Origin of the sequence: Streptomyces sp. NPDC012825 (assembly GCF_042900925.1) — a bacterium.
Taxonomy (GTDB): Bacteria; Actinomycetota; Actinomycetes; order Streptomycetales; family Streptomycetaceae; genus Streptomyces.
Genome location: NZ_JBIBBZ010000001.1, coordinates 884,024 through 903,600, shown reverse-complemented (window position 1 = coordinate 903,600; position 19,577 = coordinate 884,024). Strand labels below are relative to the sequence as shown.

23 protein-coding genes and 1 pseudogene are annotated in these 19,577 nt (G+C 68.6%); 12 read left to right on the top strand and 12 right to left on the bottom strand.

All coding sequences use genetic code 11. From position 1 onward, the window contains the following. The first annotated feature begins 383 nt into the window (after positions 1–383). Genes ACFY7E_RS04415 through ACFY7E_RS04405 form a run of 3 tightly spaced genes read left to right on the top strand, consistent with a single transcriptional unit; the run spans position 384 to position 3,096 of the window. The gene (locus tag ACFY7E_RS04415) at positions 384–1,352 is read left to right on the top strand and encodes an ABC transporter substrate-binding protein (protein WP_389480597.1); all 969 of its coding nucleotides are present in this window, start codon (positions 384–386) and stop codon (positions 1,350–1,352) included. A 29-nt stretch (positions 1,353–1,381) separates the two neighbouring features. Next, entirely contained in the window at positions 1,382–2,332 is a 951-nt protein-coding gene (locus ACFY7E_RS04410; RefSeq protein WP_389480594.1) for an amino acid ABC transporter permease, read from the top strand. After that, entirely contained in the window at positions 2,329–3,096 is a 768-nt protein-coding gene (locus ACFY7E_RS04405; protein WP_125662824.1) for an amino acid ABC transporter ATP-binding protein, read from the top strand. The genes ACFY7E_RS04410 and ACFY7E_RS04405 overlap by 4 nt, the downstream gene beginning before the upstream one ends. 63 nt (positions 3,097–3,159) lie before the next feature. Here ACFY7E_RS04405 and ACFY7E_RS04400 read toward each other — a convergent pair whose 3' ends face one another. After that, entirely contained in the window at positions 3,160–3,909 is a 750-nt protein-coding gene (locus ACFY7E_RS04400) for a class I SAM-dependent methyltransferase (RefSeq protein WP_389480592.1), read from the bottom strand. Between the two features lie 94 nt (positions 3,910–4,003). Here ACFY7E_RS04400 and ACFY7E_RS04395 point away from each other — a divergent pair, with 94 nt between their 5' ends. Further along, complete coding sequence (locus tag ACFY7E_RS04395; RefSeq protein WP_389480590.1) at positions 4,004–4,633, top strand: CGNR zinc finger domain-containing protein; 630 nt, start codon at positions 4,004–4,006, stop codon at positions 4,631–4,633. Here ACFY7E_RS04395 and sodX read toward each other — a convergent pair. Then, complete coding sequence (gene sodX, locus ACFY7E_RS04390; RefSeq protein WP_389480588.1) at positions 4,537–4,971, bottom strand: nickel-type superoxide dismutase maturation protease; 435 nt, start codon at positions 4,969–4,971, stop codon at positions 4,537–4,539. The genes ACFY7E_RS04395 and sodX overlap by 97 nt on opposite strands. Before the next feature lie 174 nt (positions 4,972–5,145). Between sodX and sodN the strand changes: the two genes are divergently transcribed. After that, positions 5,146–5,541, top strand: a complete 396-nt coding sequence (gene sodN / locus ACFY7E_RS04385; RefSeq protein ID WP_030207400.1) for a superoxide dismutase, Ni — start codon at positions 5,146–5,148, stop codon at positions 5,539–5,541. 7 nt (positions 5,542–5,548) lie between these two features. Here sodN and ACFY7E_RS04380 read toward each other — a convergent pair. Continuing rightward, a pseudogene (locus ACFY7E_RS04380) lies at positions 5,549–5,836 on the bottom strand (tyrosine-type recombinase/integrase); the annotation flags it as partial. Positions 5,837–5,910: 74 nt separating this feature from the next. Between ACFY7E_RS04380 and ACFY7E_RS04375 the strand changes: the two are divergent. Next, positions 5,911–6,483, top strand: a complete 573-nt coding sequence (locus ACFY7E_RS04375) for a hypothetical protein (protein ID WP_389480586.1) — start codon at positions 5,911–5,913, stop codon at positions 6,481–6,483. A 119-nt stretch (positions 6,484–6,602) separates the two neighbouring features. Here the strand turns inward: ACFY7E_RS04375 and ACFY7E_RS04370 are convergent, their stop codons facing one another. The 4 genes from ACFY7E_RS04370 to ACFY7E_RS04355 form a co-directional block, all read right to left on the bottom strand. After that, complete coding sequence (locus ACFY7E_RS04370) at positions 6,603–7,148, bottom strand: HAD domain-containing protein (protein WP_389480583.1); 546 nt, start codon at positions 7,146–7,148, stop codon at positions 6,603–6,605. A 36-nt stretch (positions 7,149–7,184) separates the two neighbouring features. Then, the gene (locus tag ACFY7E_RS04365; protein ID WP_389480581.1) at positions 7,185–7,877 is read right to left on the bottom strand and encodes a class I SAM-dependent methyltransferase; all 693 of its coding nucleotides are present in this window, start codon (positions 7,875–7,877) and stop codon (positions 7,185–7,187) included. 1 nt (position 7,878) lies between these two features. Then, positions 7,879–8,790 carry a phosphotransferase family protein gene (locus tag ACFY7E_RS04360; protein WP_389480578.1) on the bottom strand — a complete coding sequence of 304 codons (912 nt, stop codon included), beginning with the start codon at positions 8,788–8,790 and terminating at the stop codon, positions 7,879–7,881. Between the two features lie 78 nt (positions 8,791–8,868). Continuing rightward, the gene (locus tag ACFY7E_RS04355; RefSeq protein WP_389480576.1) at positions 8,869–9,618 is read right to left on the bottom strand and encodes a hypothetical protein; all 750 of its coding nucleotides are present in this window, start codon (positions 9,616–9,618) and stop codon (positions 8,869–8,871) included. A 223-nt stretch (positions 9,619–9,841) separates the two neighbouring features. Between ACFY7E_RS04355 and ACFY7E_RS04350 the strand changes: the two genes are divergently transcribed. From ACFY7E_RS04350 to ACFY7E_RS04340, 3 genes are all read left to right on the top strand, one after another. Next, a complete protein-coding gene (locus ACFY7E_RS04350; protein WP_389480574.1) occupies positions 9,842–11,197 on the top strand; it encodes a tetratricopeptide repeat protein in 1,356 nt (451 codons plus the stop codon). A 1-nt stretch (position 11,198) separates the two neighbouring features. Further along, positions 11,199–11,729, top strand: coding sequence for an NUDIX domain-containing protein (locus ACFY7E_RS04345; protein ID WP_389480572.1), 531 nt, complete (start codon positions 11,199–11,201; stop codon positions 11,727–11,729). Positions 11,730–11,803: 74 nt separating this feature from the next. After that, entirely contained in the window at positions 11,804–12,160 is a 357-nt protein-coding gene (locus tag ACFY7E_RS04340) for an ASCH domain-containing protein (protein WP_389480570.1), read from the top strand. A 39-nt stretch (positions 12,161–12,199) separates the two neighbouring features. Here ACFY7E_RS04340 and ACFY7E_RS04335 read toward each other — a convergent pair whose 3' ends face one another. Continuing rightward, positions 12,200–12,364 (bottom strand): hypothetical protein, encoded by a 165-nt coding sequence (locus ACFY7E_RS04335; RefSeq protein ID WP_389480568.1) that lies wholly within the window; start codon positions 12,362–12,364, stop codon positions 12,200–12,202. 304 nt (positions 12,365–12,668) lie between these two features. Between ACFY7E_RS04335 and ACFY7E_RS04330 the strand changes: the two genes are divergently transcribed. After that, entirely contained in the window at positions 12,669–15,215 is a 2,547-nt protein-coding gene (locus ACFY7E_RS04330) for a hypothetical protein (RefSeq protein ID WP_389480565.1), read from the top strand. Between the two features lie 366 nt (positions 15,216–15,581). Here ACFY7E_RS04330 and ACFY7E_RS04325 read toward each other — a convergent pair whose 3' ends face one another. Then, positions 15,582–16,550: a LysR substrate-binding domain-containing protein gene (locus ACFY7E_RS04325; protein WP_383437199.1), complete on the bottom strand. Its 969-nt coding sequence runs from the start codon at positions 16,548–16,550 to the stop codon at positions 15,582–15,584. Positions 16,551–16,736: 186 nt separating this feature from the next. On the opposite strand from ACFY7E_RS04325, the gene snpA reads away from it, so the two are divergent. Then, positions 16,737–17,390 carry a snapalysin gene (snpA, locus tag ACFY7E_RS04320; protein ID WP_389480563.1) on the top strand — a complete coding sequence of 218 codons (654 nt, stop codon included), beginning with the start codon at positions 16,737–16,739 and terminating at the stop codon, positions 17,388–17,390. An 88-nt stretch (positions 17,391–17,478) separates the two neighbouring features. Here the strand turns inward: snpA and ACFY7E_RS04315 are convergent, their stop codons facing one another. The 3 genes from ACFY7E_RS04315 to ACFY7E_RS04305 are packed head-to-tail and all read right to left on the bottom strand — an operon-like array spanning position 17,479 to position 18,858. Continuing rightward, positions 17,479–17,892, bottom strand: a complete 414-nt coding sequence (locus ACFY7E_RS04315; RefSeq protein ID WP_383437193.1) for a DUF6304 family protein — start codon at positions 17,890–17,892, stop codon at positions 17,479–17,481. A gap of 42 nt (positions 17,893–17,934) precedes the next feature. After that, the gene (locus ACFY7E_RS04310; protein ID WP_389480560.1) at positions 17,935–18,228 is read right to left on the bottom strand and encodes a hypothetical protein; all 294 of its coding nucleotides are present in this window, start codon (positions 18,226–18,228) and stop codon (positions 17,935–17,937) included. Positions 18,229–18,276: 48 nt separating this feature from the next. Beyond that, positions 18,277–18,858, bottom strand: a complete 582-nt coding sequence (locus ACFY7E_RS04305) for a dihydrofolate reductase family protein (RefSeq protein WP_389480558.1) — start codon at positions 18,856–18,858, stop codon at positions 18,277–18,279. A gap of 130 nt (positions 18,859–18,988) precedes the next feature. Here ACFY7E_RS04305 and ACFY7E_RS04300 point away from each other — a divergent pair, with 130 nt between their 5' ends. Then, a complete protein-coding gene (locus ACFY7E_RS04300) occupies positions 18,989–19,564 on the top strand; it encodes a TetR/AcrR family transcriptional regulator (RefSeq protein WP_389480556.1) in 576 nt (191 codons plus the stop codon). The last annotated feature ends 13 nt before the right edge of the window (positions 19,565–19,577 follow it).

Sequence of the window (19,577 nt, the reverse complement as noted above, 5' to 3'; positions counted from 1 at the left end):
CGGACGGACGGCACCGCAGACGAGTCCATGACCGTTCGGTGACACGACTCATACCGAGAGCATCCGGGCACGTACGGGTGATGACACGTCACACGATGTCCGTATAGGTGCCCAGGGCACCTGATTGGCACCCTTGGTGTCGTCCGAATGGCGAGATCAACCGGATATTTTTCGGTGACGGGGAAGGGATTCCGCAGAAGGTCCGGCCTTGATGGAGCGGTCTGTCGTGATTCACGGGTCACCCGTTACCCGATTTTGACATCCGTGGCCGTCGGTTTGAGGCAGTCCGAATGGCAAGATGCCGTAATCACACGAGGCCGCGACACTCGAAGATGCGTACGTGGCCACCTGGCATCTCCCTGATACGCCGGAGGAACCCGACCATGACCGCACGCTCCACGCGCTGTACGACCGCCGCCAAGACCCGCACCTCCCGTCTTGCCGCGGTCGCCGCCATCGCGGTCGCCGGCTCCATGCTGCTGACCGCCTGTGGCGACCAGACCGAGGGCGGCTCGGCGGAGGGCACCTCGTCCTCCCAGAAGCCCGCCACCACCGCGCCGCTCTTCTCGAAGCTCCCGGCCGACATCCAGAAGTCCGGCGTCATCAAGGTCGGCACGGACGCCTCGTACGCCCCCATGGAGTTCACCGAGGGCGGCAAGATCGTCGGCGTCGACCCCGACATCGCGCAGGCCCTCAGCAAGCAGCTGGGCGTCAGGCTGGACTTCGTCTCGGGCACCTTCGACGGCCTGATCACCTCGATCTACAGCGGTCGCCAGGACCTGATCATGTCCTCGATGACGGACAACAAGAAGCGCCAGGAGGGCCTGGACGACAACGGGAAGAAGATCGGCAAGGGCATCGACTTCGTCGACTACTTCAGCTCCGGCGTCTCCCTCCTGGTCAAGAAGGGCAACCCGCAGGGCATCAACTCGCTCGACGACCTCTGCGGCAAGACCGTGGCCGTCCAGCGCGGCACGATCTACGAGGACACCTTCAAGGCGCAGGCCACCAAGTGCGGCGCCAAGAAGCTGACCATCCAGGCCTTCGACACCGACGCCGAGGCGCAGACCCGCGTCAAGGCCGGCGGCGCGGTCGCCGACCTGAACGACTACCCGGTGGCCGCGTACATCGCGAAGACCTCGGGCGGCGGCAACGACTTCGAGGTCGTCGGCAGCCAGAGCGACGTCGGCCTCTTCGGCATCGGCGTCTCCAAGGACGAGACCCAGCTGCGCGACGCCGTCAAGGAAGCGCTCGACGCCATCATCAAGGACGGCTCCTATGCCGAGGTCCTGAAGAAGTGGGACGTCGAGGACAGCGCGGTCACGTCGGCCACCGTCAACGCCGGCAAGTGACCTCGTCGCACCACTGAAGGGCAGTCGTCATGACTGACAAGATCCACAAGGACCCGGCCGCCGCTCCGGCCGGGTCCGGCCCCTCGGGGTCCGCCCCGTACGAGGCGATCAAGGCCGTCCCCGTACGGCACTACGGCCGCTGGGTCAGCGCCGTGGTGGTCGTGGTCCTCCTCGGCTGGCTGGTCTACGCCTTCTCCCAGGGCAACATCATCTGGGACACGGTGTGGGACAAGGTGTTCGATCCGTCGATCATCAGCGGCCTGTGGAACACCATCCTCATCAGCGTCGCCTCGATGGCGCTCGGCCTCGTCCTCGGCGTCCTCTTCGCCGTGATGCGGCTCTCCAAGAACCCGGTCACCGGCGCGGTGGCCTGGCTCTACATCTGGTTCTTCCGCGGCACGCCGGTCTACGTGCAGCTGCTCGTCTGGTTCAACCTGTCGCTGATCTTCCAGTACATCGACCTCGGGCCGATCTACAAGAACGAGACCGTGGACGTCATGACGCCGTTCATGGTGGCCCTGCTCGGTCTCGGCCTGAACGAGGGCGCCTACATGGCGGAGATCGTCCGGGCCGGCATCCAGTCGGTCGACGAGGGCCAGACCGAGGCGGCGCACGCGCTCGGCATGTCCCAGACGAAGACCATGGGGCGGATCGTCCTCCCGCAGGCCATGCGGGTGATCGTGCCGCCGACGGGCAACGAGTTCATCAACATGCTGAAGACCTCGTCGCTGGTCTCGGCCGTGCAGTACACCGAACTCCTGCGGGCCTCGTCGAACATCGGCAACACGGCCGGCGCCGTGATGGAGATGCTGTTCGTCGCCTCCATCTGGTACCTGGCCCTGACCAGCGTGTTCAGCGTCGGCCAGTACTACCTGGAGCGCCGCTTCTCCCGCGGTTCGACCCGCAACCTGCCGCCCACCCCCTGGCAGCGGGTCAAGGCGAACCTGAGCACCTTCAAGCGATCGGCGGTGTCCGGATGACCGGCGAGCCCATGGTCAAGGCGGAGGGCGTCCACAAGTCCTACGGCGCCGCCCACATCCTCCGCGGCATCGACCTGGAGGTCCGCAACGGCGAGGTCTTCTGCCTGGTCGGCCCGTCCGGCTCCGGCAAGTCGACCTTCCTGCGCTGCATCAACCACCTGGAGCGCATCGACGCCGGCCGGCTCTCGGTCGACGGGCACCTGGTGGGCTACCGCCAGAAGGGCGACAAGCTCTACGAGCTGAAGGACAGCGAGGTCGCGCTCCAGCGCCGCGACATCGGCATGGTCTTCCAGCGCTTCAACCTCTTCCCGCACATGACGGCCCTGGCCAACGTCATGGAGGCGCCCGTCCAGGTGAAGGGCGAGACGAAGGCGGTGGCGCGCGAGCGCGCCGAGCGCCTGCTCGACCGGGTCGGCCTGCGGGACAAGATGGGCAACTACCCCTCGCAGCTCTCCGGCGGCCAGCAGCAGCGCGTGGCGATCGCCCGCGCGCTGGCGATGGAGCCGAAGCTGATGCTCTTCGACGAGCCGACCTCGGCGCTCGACCCGGAGCTGGTGGGTGACGTCCTCGACGTCATGCGGGACCTGGCCGAGTCGGGCATGACGATGGTCGTCGTCACGCACGAGATGGGCTTCGCCCGCGAGGTCGGCGACTCGCTGGTCTTCATGGACGGCGGCGTGGTGGTCGAGTCGGGCAACCCGCGCGACGTCCTGGGCAACCCGCAGCACGACCGGACGAAGGCGTTCCTGTCCAAGGTGCTGTAGGACGCACGGGAAGGGGCGGTACGGGGATCTCCCGTACCGCCCCTTCGTCCGTCTCCGCCCCGGCTACTTCACGGCGAGGAGCAGGGTGTCGGAGGGCGAGGCCCAGACGGGCCGGGCCTCGCCGAAGCCGGCGGCGCGCAGGGTGTCGGCGTGCCAGCCCGGGGAGGGCGTGTCGCCGTCGGCGTGCTCGCCGTAGATCTCGAAGCGGCGGGCGGTGGGTCCGGCGAGGACGGGGTCCTTCGCGGCGAGGGCCCACCAGTCGGCCCAGTCGAGGACCCCGGCGGCCTTCTCCCGGTCCATCCGGGCGTGTCGCCGGGCCCGCTCGGCGGCGTTGATCCGGGGAGTGGTCCCGTCGACCATGTGATCGGCGTTCATGAGGACCCCGCCGTCCCGGACGAGCCCGGCGAGCTGCCCGTAGAGCGCGGTGAGGGGCTCGGCGTGGAGCCAGTGCAGGGCGGTGGCGGTGAGGACGGCATCGTACGCGTCGTACGGCAGGTCCGCGGTCCAGGCGGGGTCCTTGAGGTCGGCGGTCACGAAGGCGACGCGCTCGTCCCCGGCGAAGTACCCCTCGGCGATGGCGAGCAGCGCGGGGTCCAGATCGACACCGGTACTGGTCGCCTTCGGGAACCTCTTGAGGAGCCGATCCGTGATACTTCCCGTACCGCACGCGAGGTCGAGGACGCGGGGCTCCGGCCCCACCAGCGCCTCGACCATGTCGAGCATCACGCGGAACCGCTCCTCGCGGTCCGGCATGTACCACTCCTGCTGACGGTCCCAGCTCTGCTGCCAGGCCGCCCAGTCGGTTCCGGTCATCGTCGCGCCCTCCCCACTTCGTAATACCCTCGAAGGGGAAACAGCCGTTACCCCCTTCGACCGAGACACTAGCCCGCCGAAGTAAGGACTACAAGTGGAACTGGCCCATTACTCGGATTTCGCCGTGCGTCTGGTCAACACCGAGGAACCGGCCCGTGGCAAGGACTCCCTCACCTCGGTCGAGGTGGTGCGGGAGCTCTTCGGCTCGGCCTCCCAGATGGCCCGGCGGGTCACCGAGGCGGACCTGCCCCGCTTCCGCGCGATCCGGACCCGGCTGCGGGCGGTCTTCACCGCGGCCGACGAGGGCGACCACACGGGCGCCGTGGACCTCCTGAACTCCCTGCTCCTGGAGTTCCCGGTCAGCCCCCAGATCTCGGGCCACGACGTCCTGGACGAGGAGGGCCGCCCCCGCTGGCACATGCACCTCGCGGACCACTCCTCGAACGCGACGACGGGGTACGCGGCCATCTGCGCGATGGGCCTCGCCTTCCACCTGACCGAGTTCGGCGCGGACCGGCTCGGCCTGTGCCAGGCGCCGCCGTGCCGCAACGCCTACCTGGACACCTCCACCAACCGCTCCCGCCGCTACTGCTCGGACCGCTGCGCGACCCGCGCCAACGTGGCCGCCTACCGGGCCCGCAAGCGCCTGGAGGCCGAGCACACGGACCGCACGGGCCTGACGCACGAGACGAGCCAGGAGAGCACCACCCCGGCCGAGCGCTGACGCCCGGGCGTCACCGGCCGGTACCGCGCCCGGACCCGCCCGAGCACGAGTTCGGGCGGTACGGCTCCGAAGACCCGGCTGTCCCCCTCGGCGTCCGGGTTGTCGCCGAGCACCCACCAGCCGCCGTCGCGCCGCTCGACCAGACGCTTCACGACGAGCAGGTCCTGCTGGAGCGGATGGCGCAGCACGGCCACGCTCCCGGGCCGCAGCCGCCCGCCGTAGTGCACGAGCAGCCGGTCCCCGTGCAGCAGCGTGGGCACCATCGACACGCCCGTCACCTCGGCGATCCCGAACGGAGCACCGGCCTCCCCCGCCCGTTCCCGCCCCGACCCGCTCATCCGGCACCTCCCGATCCGCCCGCGCACGAGCCCTTCGATCCACTCGTCCACTCGTACACGAGTCCCATGGTGACCCTGGACTTTTGACCTAAGCCCCAGGGGGCGCCCGCGAAAACGCCCTTCTCACCGAGTAATGTCCCACCTGAGAAGACGATCACGAGGAAGGACGGCTCAATGCTCTCCCGCCTGTTTGCCCCCAAGGTGAAGGTCAGCGCCCACTGCGACCTCCCGTGCGGCGTGTACGACCCGGCCCAGGCCCGCATCGAGGCCGAGTCCGTCAAGGCTGTCCAGGAGAAGTACCAGGCCAACGAGGACCCGCACTTCCGGGCCCGCGCCACGGTCATCAAGGAGCAGCGCGCGGAGCTCGCCAAGCACCACGTCTCGGTGCTCTGGAGCGACTACTTCAAGGCCCCGCACTTCGAGAAGTACCCCGAGCTCAACCAGCTGGTCAACGACACCCTGAAGGCCCTCTCGGCCGCCAAGGCGTCGACGGACCCGAAGACGGGCGAGAAGGCGCTGGAGCTCATCGCCGAGATCGACCGCATCTTCTGGGAGACGAAGAAGGCCTGATCTCCTTCTAGGCGGCCTGACCTGCACTTTCGCGGGTCGCGCCGCTTAGCTGTCCGCACCCGGTCCGCAGGCCGCCGAGCACGGCGTCCATGACGGCCCGGGTGCGGTCTTCTTCCCCCGGCCACAGGTGCGCGTAGATCCGCAGCGTGATGACGGCGGACGCGTGCCCGAGGACGAGCTGGACCTGCTTGACGCTCGCGCCGCCGGCGATGAGCGCGGAGGCGTAGAAGTGCCGCAGGTCGTGGGTGACCATGTGCGGCAGCTCGACGGGCTTGCGGGCCTCGCGCTCGGCCGCACCCGGCAGTCTGCTGGTCGCCGATTGGCATGATGGGCGCCGGTGAGTTCTCAGGTGTCTCTAGAGGGGCAACTATGGCGTTCAAGGCCGAAGCCGATTTCGGAGTCGCCGGACGGGACGAGTGGTCCTATGCGCAGGCTGTCGGCGTGGGACCGCTCCGGTTCGGTATGACCGTCGACGAAGTGGTCGAGGCGGCTGAGACACTTGGCCAGACGAGGGTCAGCGATTGTGCACCGCACCACGCGATTTTCTCGCCGACCTGGAAGGTCGAGGTCCACCGTCACGGGGCGGCTCCTTCTCCGTCTGCCGTCACGGCCTATGTGAGCCGGGATGTGGGGCTGTTCTGCATCGCTGCCGACGCCGTGTACGGTCCCCAGGTCGCATACGACGGAATCCCGCTGGTCGGGCGAGACCTGTCGGAGCTGGAGAGCGACGCAATCGCGTATGCCGAGGCAATGGACGTGTACTTCCGCTACACGCCCGAGGGCTACGCAGGACCGGATGATCCCGGGGTTGTCATGCGCGGGCAACTAGTCGGGCCGGTCCTCCGATCGCGCCCGTTGTTCATGGTGACGCGCGACGGCGCGAATACCGAATGGGACTCGATGCCCTCCGAGGAGTACCGCCTCAACGAGTCGACGGCCTGACGTGGCGTGACTCATGACGAGGAGGACCGAATACGCTAGCCCACCAGTCGAGGTCGGTTCGGGCCGCCCGTTACGCACCCTGTTGCCCTCGCTGTCCATGGCAGCGAGGGCAACAGTCGTCAGGCGGCTCGGGCTACGGGTAACTGCGCGACCCACGTCGTGACCTCAGTCAGGTGCTCGGGCTGCAACCCGAGGTGCGGGTCGGGTTGAACGAGGAGAGTCGGCGTTCCCTTGGCGGTGCGCTCCGCCGCCCAGGCGTGGTCGAGGCTGGTGAAGTCGTCGTCCATCCAGACGGCGGGGGCGTCGCCCAGCCAGGCGTCGACGTGGTCGCGCTTCCAGAGGTAGCCGTTGGGGTGGCTGGTGGTGATCTGGGGACGTGGCAGGTCGACGTGCGGCAGGGCCGGGAGGTCGAGAAGGGGCCCGATGAGGGTGGTGGCGTCCTGGCGCCAGCTGGTGCACCAGACGGGAGTGACCAGGCCGGTGCGGATCACGTCCATGAGAAGGCGGCCGTGGTCGGGGTTGAGCCAGACGGTGACCGGGTTGGCGGCGCTGCGGCCGGCGGGGACGACATCGTGGCGGGCGTGGGTGGCCGGGGCCGAGCCCGCTGCGTCGGGGAAGGGAATGAGGACGCCATCGATGTCGAGGAGCAGGTAGGGCGGGCGCATCGGTTCCTCCAGGGGGAAGCCGGGGCGAATGGCTGGTCAGAGCTTGCGGGCGCGGATCAGCAGGGTGGTGGGCCAGTGGCCCATGCGGGGGTCGTGAAACTCCTGGGCCGAAGTGAGCCAGAAGCCCGCCCGGCTGAGGTGCCTCTCCCACCGGTCCGTGGAGAACTCCCAGCGAGCAATGGGGAGCCGGGTGCGATCGGGAAGAGTGACGTGGTCGCGACGAGGCCGGTCGTCGCCCGAGGGGCTGCGGCCGCCACGCTGCGGGTGCGGGACGGAGAAGGCGAGCACCCGGCCGGGCGTAAGGCGCTGGGCGATGGCCGGGAGCAGGAGCTCGGGGGCAACGAGGCCGACGGCGCCGAAGACGGAGTAGGTCGCGTCGAACTGCTCGTCGGATGCGTGCAGGTAGTGCAGGGCGTGGCCGGCGACGAAGGTGAGGTTGTTCAGCCGTCCGTAGTAGGAGCGGGCGCGGCGGACCTGGAGGCCGACCAGGTCGACGCCGGTGACGTGGGCGCCGTGGCGGGTGGCGAGGTGGGCGGCGTTGTGGCCGGGGCCGCAGCCGAGTTCCAGGAGTCGTTTGCCGCGCAGGTCGGGGCCAAGGACGTCGGCTCCGGGACCTTGGCCGGGTCTCGTGGTCCATTCCATCCGGGCGGGTACGGAGAGGGGTTCGGCGGGTCCGGCGGCGGTGCGCTGGGAGGCGTGGGCGTGCCAGGGGGATGCCTGGGCGAGCACGTTAGACCTCCAGGAGGTGGAGGACGTCGGTGAGGTGGCGGCGGACGGCCTTGAGGTAGGCGGGGTCGGTGGCCGGGTCGTTGATCCAGTGGATGGACTGTTCCATGAACCATTCGACGGCCCACATGCGGTGCCAGCCCAGGGCCCAGTTCTCGGCGGTGAGCCCGCCGCGTGGGGCGAGGGCGTCGGGTGTGCCGCCGGCGGTGACGTACTGCTCCAGGAAGACGCGCAGGCGGACGGGGTGCGGGGGCTCGATGGTGCCGTGCCAGCTGGCGAGGTCGAGCAGGCCGGGGCCGGTGAAGGCGCGGGCGAAGTCGAGCAGCCGCCAGCCGTGCTCTCCGATGTGGAGGCTGGTGGGGTGGAATTCGGAGTGCACCCAGCCGAACGGTTCCAGTGTCGCTCCGGCCGAGCGGGCCTCAGCGGCCTGGGCGATACGGTCGAGCGCGTCCTCGACGTCGTCGGCGTCCTGCCACCGGTCGGCCTTGCGCAGCCGTTCGAGATGCTCCAGCGCCCGGGCGGGCAGCGTGCGCAGTCGGTTCTGGTCGAGAACGGGCAAGGGCGGAGCCGTACGGGTGCCGTGCAGGACCACGGCCGCGGCGACGCCGTCGAGGTCGTCGGCCTCGCGGGCGGACGGTCCGAGGTCCTCCATGAGCATGCCGAGCCATCCGTCCAGGACGGCGGAGGCGTGGACTTGGGGGACGGGTACGCCGAGGGTGTGGGCCAGGTGGAGGGCCTGGTCCTCGCTGTCGAAGGGCTTCTTGGCGTACTTGAAGACGGCGGTGGAGCCGTCGGGGAAGGTGACGCGCTCGACTCCGGACATGGACCACACGCGTACCTCCTCCCGTACGGCGGTGGTCTGGCCGGTCGCGGTGAGCAGGTTGTCGAGGAGTTCGGCGCTGGAGTTCGTGGTCACGTGGGGCTCCGGGGAGGGGTGGTGGCGTCCGGGGCGGGCGAGGGATGCTGGCCCGCCCCGGAGCCTGATCGGGTGGGGTTACGCGGCGGGGTTCACGCGGTGGGCGTAGACCTGCTCGATCCAGCCCGCCTTGAACGCGGCCAGGTCGTCACGGAAGTTGGCCATCGAGGCACCGTAGGACGCGACCACGCCGCCGGACTGGTCCGGCACGGACTGGCAGCCGTGCACGAGTCGGCCGCCGAGCGCCGTGTGGGCCTTGATGGACTCGATCCGGCGGTGCTCGTTGAACCAGCCGCCGTGGTAGACCTCGTCGAGCATCCCGCCCGTCTCGTCGTCCAGGTCGAAGACGACGGAGGTGGCGGCGGGGAAGAACCAGCACGGACCGACGTTGGAGATGTGCCCGTCCAGCTCGACCTTGTTGAGCGCCATGAGCGTGGCGGCCTCGCGGAGCATCCGCAGGTGGTCGGCGGTGATCTGCGGCAGGCCGAGGCCGGCCAGGTGCTCGTCGCGGAAGAGGTAGGCGTACACCTCGTACGCGGTGGTCAGGACGCGGGCGGCGTCGGAGGTGGACTCGCTGTGCTGCTTGATGAAGTCGAGCGCGAGCTGCTCGACCGCGCTCTCGGTCGTCTCGTCCACGTCCAGGAGCTGGGCCTTGACCAGTTCCCAGCCGGCGACGAGCCAGGTGTTGGACTCGAAGCGGAAGAAGTACTCGGCCGGGTCGATCGTGATGCGCCGGCCGTCGACCTGGATGCCGGGCAGGCGGCTCCAGCGCGGATCGAACGCCTCGGGCAGTTCGACCGTGATGGCCGTGGTGTCGATGGTGGTCACCGTGTCTCCGTCTCTGATCGGCCGGGTCCGGGCACAGGAATGCCCGAGCCCGGTGTGGGCGTACGGAACTTCGGGGTGCCGCCCGGACCAAGGGGGAGCCTGGATCACGGTCGCGCCGTTCCGGGCGGCTGCCGATAAGTGAACCGGTGGTCACGCTCAGTGGGTACGGTGGAAGGCAGTTGAAGCGGTATACGCGGTTTACAGCTCCAGGGCGGAGGCGGTCGTGGCGGCGCAGCGAGAACCCAACTTCCCTCTGCGCGACGTCATCGGCGCGGTCGGCTGCACCTACGAGGCCCTTGCCAGAGACGTGCGGCGCATCGCCGCCGAGAACGGCGAGATCCTCCAGACCAACAAGTCGGCCGTCTCGCACTGGGTGAACGGCACCCGCGCCCCGTCGGGCCGGGTAGGCCAGTACTTGGCCGAGGCGCTGTCCCGCCGAGCGGGGCGCACGGTCACCCAGACCGAGATCGGCCTCCAGTCCAGCGATGACGAAGCGCCAGCGGAAGCCGACCCCGTCCTCGCAGTCACCGACCTGGGTCGTGCCGACGTCGAGCGCCGCCGCTTCCTCGCCATCGCGGCCTTCACCACCGCCGGCGTCGCCATGCCGCTCGGATACGACCACGAGGCCACCACCCGCGTGCTCCGTGCCCGCACCGGCACGTCCCTGGTCGGCGCAGAGGACGTGGACGTCGTACGCCAGATCACCGCTGCCTTCAGCGCCGCCGACGAACGACTTGGCGGCGGGCACGGCCTGACCACCGTCACCGCGTACCTCGCCGACACCGCCGCCCCCATGCTGCGCGGACGCTTCCCCAGCGAAGCCTTACGCCGGGCCGCCTTCGGCGCCGTCGCCGAACTCGCCTACCTCGCAGGGTGGAAGCACCACGACCTCGGCCAGGAAGGCGCTGCCCAGCGCTACTACCAGGTCGGCTACAAGCTCGCCTGCGAAGCCGATCCCCACGGCCACGCCGCCTGGATGATGCGCGCCCTCGCCCACCAGGCCCTGAGCCTCAAGCAGCCCCACCACTGCGTTGACCTCGTCGAAGGCGCCCTGCGGCGCGGTCTGGGCCACGTCGACGGCCAAACCGAGGCCCTCCTCTACATCACCCATGCCCGCGCCTACGCCGCCACGAACGAGAACCCGTCGGCCGCACGAGCGCTCCTCGCCGCTGAAGACGCCCTCCTACGGGACGACGGCCCTCAGCCCAGCTATTCCCGCGTAAGCGGCCCAGCCGCCGGCACCGTGGCCAGCCACACCGCCCGCACCCTGACCGACCTCGCCGACCACATCGGCACCGAACAACAGCACCGGGACGCCCTCACCCGCTGGGACCCCGAGAAGTACAAGCGCGTCCACGCCCTCACCCACGCCGACCTCGGCGACAGCCTCGCCGCCCAAGCCCGCGCCGACGAGGCCGTCGCCGCCTGGACCCAGGCCCTGGTCCTCATGGAGGGCATGACCTCCGACCGCACCCGCAAGGCGATCACGTCGATCCGCTCTACTCTCGCGGTCTACCAGCGCCGCTGCGTCCCCGGCGCCGCCGATCTAGCACGCCGCGCCCGCGAGGCCCTCGCCTAACATGCCCAACAACCCGCCCGCCGAAGGGAACACCGTGCCCCAGCAGACCAACGACCAGCCGAAGGCTCTCAAGCCAGCCCTGGAATCCATGACCCTGCTGGTCGCCGCCGTAATCGTCCACGACAAGGCCACCAACCGCGTCGTCCTCCTCCAGCGCAGCGAAAACGCCAAGTTCGCCCAGGGCATGTGGGACCTCCCCGTCGGCAAGAGCGAACCGGGTGAACCAATCACCGAGACCGCAGTCCGCGAGCTCTACGAGGAGACCGGCCTCACCGTGAAGCCCGAGTCCCTCAAGGTCGCCCACATCATTCACGGCGCCTGGGGCGTCGAAGCCCCCAACGGCTTCCTCACGGTCGTGTTCGCCGCCCACGAATGGACCGGCGAACCCGAGAACCGCGAACCCCGCAAGCACTCCCAGGTCCGCTGGGTCGACGCCGACGCCATTCCCGAGAACTTCGTGGACACCACCTCAAGCGCTCTTCAGCAGTACCTCGCGGGCGGCCCGGAAGTCTCGCTCGACGGCTGGCAATAGAGGCACTCCGCTAATCATCCTCGGCTGCCGAGGGTCAGCCGCCCTAATCACCCCCTCAGGAGCGTCCCCTCCCGATGACCGACCGCACCACTCGCGTCCGCGAGCTCAACCTCTACCGCCAGTACTTCGAACCCGTCGCTGCGGGCACCAAGACCATCGAGGTGCGGGTCAAGTACCCGCACCTCGCGGACCTCGCCGCCGGCGACACCATCCGCTTCCGCATCAAGGACACCGACGAGACCTGCGACGTCGAAGTCCTCCGGGTCGCCGAGTACCCCAACTTCGAGGCCCTCCTCGACGGCGAGGGTCCGTCCAACGTCAACCCGACCGCCACCCGCGACCAGCAACTCACCAACATCCGCACCATCTACGGCCCCGAGAAGGAAGCCCTCGGCGCCCTGGCTATCGAGATTCGGGGCCAGCGCCGCTAGAAGTGGGGACAGCTCCGCCCCAGGGCTCGCGGTTGTTTATTACCCCAGCACGCCCCTCACCGCTTCCACGAGGAAGCCTACGAGCCCGCTCGCAAGGGCGGTCACAGCACCGCTGATTGCCGCATCCAGCACACTGCTTCGTTCGGGACGAACCGGCTGCTGGCCGCCACGAACCCTGCACTCGCCCTGCTTCTTGTCACGCACCTACGTCTCCTAGTGAGTGTCCGCCGGGCGTCTCCTGCCCGATCGCGTTCTAATCTGCGCGGCTTCAGAGGACACACGATGAGTTGCGACGGCGAGGTACACAGAGGGAGTTCCGTCTTGGAGAAGCCCTGCCCGGGCGAGGCAGAGGCGAGATGATGGTGCGATGAGCCGAGACAGCGGAGGGTACGGCGGGTCGAGCGGCGGTGGGCAGCGACGGATTCCACCCCCACGAGTCGCACCAGGTCCGTTACGTGAACTGAAGTTGCTCCTCTACCGCCTCTACGTGGAAGCCAGAACTCCTCCAGTGGCACGGATCGCCGATCTGATCGCCGCCGACCCCGATGAACTGTTCCCCGGCTCCCCTTCGAAGGACACCGTGCACAGGATCATCGGCTCGAGCGAATTTCCTCCACAACAAGCGAATGTTGTCTCCGTCGCTGCGGTCCTCGCCCGCGAGGCCCGCTGGGACGCCACAGACACGATTGAACGCGTCCGGACAGCGTGGGTGAAGGCGCTGCTCGCCGAGCCGCCGGGCAAGCCCCTGAGCGAGCTCGACCCCTATGCCCTCGAAGTGCACCAATCCATCACCATCGCCGAAGACAAGAATGCGCCAGCACTGCCGACCTACGTGGTGCGCGATCATGACCGGCAGGTGCGAGAGAGGGTCGATCGCACGCTTTCGGATCAGAGCGTGATCATCACGCTTGTAGGCGAGTCCTCAACAGGAAAGACCCGAACCCTCTGGGAGGCGATTCAGCACCTGCCTTCAAACTGGCGTCTCTGGCAAGCGCTGGACTCAGCCCCGCACGGCGATCTAGCAGTGGAGCTAGAGAAGATCGGTCCGTACACGGTGGTGTGGCTGAACGAAGCCCAGCGCTTCCTCCTCACTGCCGATCCGGCAGAGGGCGAGCGAGTAGCGGCTGCACTTCGGCGGATCGTGCACTCGCCCGAGCGGCATCCCGTCCTGATACTGGTAACGCTCTGGCCCAAGTACTGGGAGCAGTTGACATCAGAACCGGCTGACGGTCACAGAGATTCACACCCTCATGCCCGACACATCCTGAACGGGAGCTCCGTGCGAGTTCCGGTCACCTTCGAATCAGGCGACTTGGACAACCTCAAAGAGGCTGCTGCGCGCGATGCCCGCATCGCTCAGGCTCTGGAACACGCGGAGCAACTCCAGGTGACCCAGTATCTGGCAGGAGTGCCGGAACTGATTCAGCGCTACCAGACAGCACCACCTCCGGCCAGGGCTGTAATCGACGCAGCGATTGATATCCGCCGCCTTGGATTTGGTGAACACCTACCGTTGGAGCTGATCGAAGCTGCCGCTTACGAATATCTGACGGACCTTCAATTCGACCACCTCCCCGACGACTGGCTGGAAGATGCCCTGGCCTACGCGGCGAAACCTCAACGTGGGATCCGCGGTCCATTGACACGCATCAGGCCGCGACACAAAGGGAAGGCGGAGAAGTCGGTGCGCTATCGCCTAGCAGATCCCTTGGATCAGCTGGGGCGAGCAAACCAGCACCGAGCAGCACCTCCGCCGGGACTATGGGACCTCTTGATGCACCACGCATCCCCGACCGAAGCCTTGGGAATCGGAAGATCGGCGGAATCTCATTGCTTCTACCGAACAGCCGTCGAATTCTACAAAAAGTCGGCTGACGCCGGAAGCAGTGATGCAGCTCTCGAGATCGCCGACTTCTTTGCAATTAGAGATAGGGCACAGGAAGCCGTCGAATGGCACGAAAAAGCGTACTCTCTCGGAGCCAGCCATGCACTCAAATTTGCCGCACAGACTTTGGTTTCCCGCGAGGAAGCAGACTGGGAATCCGCCAAACGGTACTGGATGCGCGCGGCCCGTGATGGCGACATCTTCGCGCTCAGCGACTGCAAAAATTACATGACGGAGTGGGAGTACGACGGAGATCCTGACGAGTGGTTTCAGCAAGCGCTAGACGAAGTCGGGCACCATACCTCCGACGAATCAGTCCTGGCCTGGTGCGAAAAGAATAGCCCCGCACACGAACTGGGTAGACTCCTCATCACCTATGGGCGGCCAGCAAAGGGCCTGAAAGTACTCGAGGAATCCGCACGCAAGGGAAACTTCTACTCCATGTACGAGCTAATAAACGAAAGGCTAGCATCTGGCGGGATGGAATCCGCACTCGAATATCTCAAGGAGTTGGGGCGAACAAACGGCGTGGGGGCACACCTAGCCCCTCTAGCACTGAAGCGGATTATGCTCAGAGATCAACGCGGAGATGAGTGTGCGGCACTATTGGAGGAGATGATCGAAAACGGCAATGAATCGGCATCTAAAGAATACTCTGAACTAATGCGCGCCCTGGGGCGGGGTTCCACAGCCATCGACTTCCTACATGCTCATTCAGCAGGGAACCCTCGGGTGACCTGCGAGCTCGCGGAGCTCCTACATCAAGAGCATAAGGACGATGAGGCAATTGAACTACTGCTTCCACTAGCAATCATTGGAGTATCGCGAGCCCAATTTGATGTGGCCTGCCTCCTAGAAAGAAAAGAGCGTTCCAAAGAAGCGCTTTCCTGGTTCAAGCAGAGCGCAGAAAACGGCAAAGAAGGCGGGGCCTCCAGGGCCGTGACGCTCCAGCTGCGCACCAATCAGACGTCCGAAGTTCTCACATGGCTTCGATCAATCAGCACCATCGACACATCGCGCGAACGAATTGGTTGTGCAGCACGTGTACTGAACTCTTTGGGCCGCCATAAGGAGGCAGAACAACTAGAAGGATACGGTTGGGAACCGGACGGGACCGTAAGCGCCTCCTGGTTGATTTCACCATCCGCGAGCAAACCGCCGAGCTCGTGATGGAAGCCGCCGGGCAGGGCCCGTCAAATCCGTCTCCTGCATCGGGCTGCGCTGGGGGGAACACCGGACGGTAGACCGGTAGGCGACGGAGGGCTTCCCCGCCGATGGGCCATGCGGAACGCAGTGGCGGCCTCGCTCGGGCCCGCGCAGTCCGCACACAGTCCGCAGGACGCCCGATCAAGACCGTCGCACCCCATCGCCAGCCATCAGCAAAAGGCCAGGTCAGCGCCCCACAGGGAAGATCCCCGCAGGTCACCGACCCAGCCCATTACTAGGAGACCAAGAAGGCCTGACCTTCCGTCCCCGCTCCGAAGGGGCACGACCGTTCGCCGGTCGTGCCCCTTCGGGCGTTCCGGGTCCCGTCGCTCACACCGCCGTCAGGCACGGGCCCACCGACAGGTCCGCCGCCGTCCCCTGGCCCCGTAACCACTCGCGGTACGGGGCCGCGCGCAGGGCCGCCTCGCGGTAGGCGGCGGCGAGTTCCGCGTACAGGGTGTCCAGGGGGACGCCCGGGCGGGCGTACAGCAGGAGGCGGACGGCCAGGGGGTCGCCGCGCAGGGGGCGGACGGCCATGTCCTCGCGCGGGCCCGAGGTCGGCTGGCAGGGGGCGACGGCCTCGCCGAGGGCGATGAGCGAGGCGGCCGTGTGGTAGTCGCCGTGCAGCAGCGGCGGGTCGATGCCGGCGGCGTGCAGGACCCGGCGCAGGCCGTCCCACTCGCCGTCCACGGTCGGGTCGACCATCCAGTGGTCGTCGGCGAGGTCGGCGAGGTCCACGACGGGCCGGGCGGCGGCCGGGTGGTCGCGGGCCATGGAGACGAACTGGGGTTCGCGGGCGACCAGGACCCGGCCCGTGAGGCCCTCGGGGACCCGTAGGGGACAGCCCTCCACCTCGTGCACGAAGGCCACGTCGAGCTGGCCGGCGGCGACCATGCGGAGCAGCGCGTGGGCGGAGACGTCCACCCGCAGGCCGACCTCGGTGCCGGGCAGCCGCTGGCGGAGCCGGCGCAGCCAGCCCGGGAGCGCCCGGCTGGCGGTGGAGCCGACGCGGAGCCCGGGGCCGCCGGCGCGGGCGGCCGCGGCCCGGGTCTCGGTGACGAGCGCGGCCATGTCCGCGACCAGGGGGCGGGCCCGGTTGAGCAGCGAGCGGCCGAGCGGGGTGGGGCGGCAGCCGGTGCGGCCGCGCGAGAAGAGCTCGGCGCCCAGGGAGTTCTCGATCCGGCGCAGCTGAGTGGTCAACGAGGGCTGGCTCATGCCCAGTTGCCGTGCCGCCTTGTGCAGGCTGCCCGCGTCCGCGATGGCGCAGAGCGCGCGCAGATGTCTCACCTCCAGCTCCATGCCCCGAGGGTAGGGCGGCTCCCTGAGACGCACCAGATACCCGGAACCCCTCGATCGCCTTTCATTCCAAGGTCGTTGGCGGGGCGGAGAGGGGTGATGCGGCGGGGCTATCGGCGGTTGACATCATCCCCGCGCGTCCCGGCTCCCTCCAGACTCTCCCCAACCCCACACCAGGAGGAGCCCCCCATGCGTCGTCCCAAGGTCCTCACCTCCGCGTTGACCTCCGTCCTCGGCGTCGGCCTCGCCGCCTCCCTCGGCACGGCCCCGGCCGCCGCCGCGCCCGACGACCGGGCCGTGTCCGCCGGCAACGCCGCCGTGGCGTACGCCGGTTCGGCCGAGGAGGCCAAGGCCAACCAGGCCTTCTTCGAGGCCGTCGTGAAGTCGGTGGCGAAGAAGCGGGCCGCCGTCCCCGGCGCGACCGCCGTGACCGTCGTCTACAGCGCCGCCAACGCGCCGACCTTCCGCACCCAGATCGCCCGCTCGACCCAGATATGGAACAGCTCGGTGGTGAACGTCCGTCTCGTCGAAGGCAGCAACCCCGACTTCCAGTACTACGAGGGCAACGACTCCCGCGGCTCGTACGCCAGCACCAACGGTCACGGCAGCGGCTACATCTTCCTCGACTACCGGCAGAACCAGCAGTACAACTCCACCCGGGTGACCGCCCACGAGACCGGGCACGTCCTCGGCCTCCCGGACCACTACAGCGGTCCGTGCAGCGAGCTGATGTCGGGCGGCGGCCCCGGCACGTCCTGCCAGAACGCCCAGCCGAACGCGCAGGAGCGGTCGCGCGTCGACCAGTTGTGGCGCTACGGCCTCGCCTCGGCCTTCAAGAGCTGACGAGGCGGGTACGGATACGGCGGCGGCGTCCCTCCCCGGGCGCCGCCGTCCTCGTTCCCCGGGGTCCCGCCCCGGGGCCTCCGGCCCGTCAGGCCGGCTGGAGGAGGCCGCGGCCGAAGTCCGTGCCGGGCGGCAGCTGGCGCCGGACCCGGTCGAGGGCCCCCTCGAAGTCGCCACCCGCGACGCACGCCTCGAAGGCGGCGCCGCCGTAGTGCAGCGTCAGGCTGAGGTCGGGCCGCTCGCCGAGCGTCAGCAGACAGCTCAGCGTGGCCCGCTGGGAGGCGCCGTCCACGACGACGGGGAGCGGAAGGTCCCACTCCAGGACGCATCCGGTGAGGATCCGGCCGTCGGCGGCGGCGAGTGCGGCGAAGCCCTCGCCCGCGTACTCGGTCCCCCTGATCCGGGCGGCGACGCGGCGCCCGTCGGCCGTGATGACGATCGCTTCCGCGCCGCTGCGGTCCCGGTACCAGCCGGTCCAGACTTCTGTCGACTCCGATGACATGCGCGGACTGTAGCGGCACGACCGGCTCCCCCGCGCGTCCGGTCACCCAGGAGCCGGACTTCTCCCGATCTCGCCGTCCTTGCCGGTCGCGTGCGGTGTCGCGGCTTCCGCGCCCGCGCGGCCCTCGCCCTCCCCGGTCGCCCCGTCCTCCCCGGTCGCCCCGCGCTCCTCGTGGAGCGGACACTCCGGATCGCGGCAGGGCTGCACCTCCCACTCCGGCACCCAGGCCCCGAGGACCTTGTGCCGGGTGGCCAGTACGGCTCGCGGTCCGCCGCAGGCCGGGCAGGGGCGCTCGGCCAGCGGGTCCCGTGTCGTGCGGGACGCCTCGTCACCCATGCCTCCAGGGTAGGACGCCGCGGCCACGCACGCCTCCGTACGCGGGCGCTACCGCTTCCTGGAGTACCGGCGGACGAGCACGCCGTTGTCGAAGGCGCGGACGTCCTCCAGCTCGAAGTCCCGGGGTTCGAAACCGGCGCCGAACATCGGCATGCCGGTGCCGTACACCTGCGGGTAGGTCTTGATGATCAGTTCGTCGATCTCGTCGACGAGTTCGCCGGCGACGGTGGAGCCGCCGCAGAGCCAGATGTCCAGCGGGCCGTCCTCGGCCTTGAGTGCGCGGACGCGGCCGACGAGGTCGTCGGAGATCAGCTCGACGTTCGGATGGGGCGACTCGGCCAGGGAGCGGGTGGCGACGAGTTCGCGCAGGTGGTTGTAGGGGCTGGTGACCCCGATGTCCAGGGCGAGCCGGTACGACCCCGCCCCCTGGATCACGGTGTCGAAGTGCTTGTTGGGGCCGTCGATGCCGAAATGCTCCCGGCCCTGCGTGGGGATCGTCTCCGGGTACTCGGCCCCCATCCACCGGGCGTACTCCCCGTCGGTGTACTTGAACATGGAGGTGGCGTCGCCCTCGGGGTCGCCGATGAAGCCGTCGATGGTGCAGGCGATGTAGTAGGTGAGCTTGCGCAAACCGGTCCTCTTCCTTCGGGGGCTCGGACGTGGCCGCTTCCGCAACCACGACAGTTATAGTGCTTCACCTGTAGTGGTTGCGCAAGCCCTGTCGTCGGGGCGAACGCGCTCAGCACGGAGGGAGCCCCACGTGGCGAGAAACCCGGAACGCCGTACGGCCCTGCTCGACGCGGCGATCGAGGTACTGGCGGACGAAGGCGCCCGCGGTCTGACCTTCCGGGCGGTCGACGCCCGGGCCGGGGTCCCCACGGGCACCTCGTCCAACTACTTCACCGACCGGGACCAGCTGCTCTCCCAGGTCGGCGACCGGATCTTCGTACGGCTCACCCCGGAGCCCGGCGCCATCGGCACCGCCATGCGGCCCGCGCCCAGCAGGGAGCTGATGGTCGAGCTGATGCGCCGGCTCGCCCGGCGCATGGCGGCCGAGCGCACCTGCTACCTGGGGCTCTTCGAACTGCGCCTGGAGGCCGTGCGCCGCCCGGAGCTGCGGACGCAGCTCACCAGGGTGCTCCGCTCCGACCTGGACGAGAACGTCCGGCTGCACCTGGACTCCGGGATGCCCGGGGACGCGGACACGGTCCGGCTGCTCTACTTCGCCCTCACCGGGCTGCTGCTCGACCACTTCACCGTCCCCGGCCTCCACGGCGAGCGGGACCTGGACGACCTGATCGAGACCGTGGTCAACCGCGTCGTCCCCGAGGTCTGACCCCCTCCGGAGC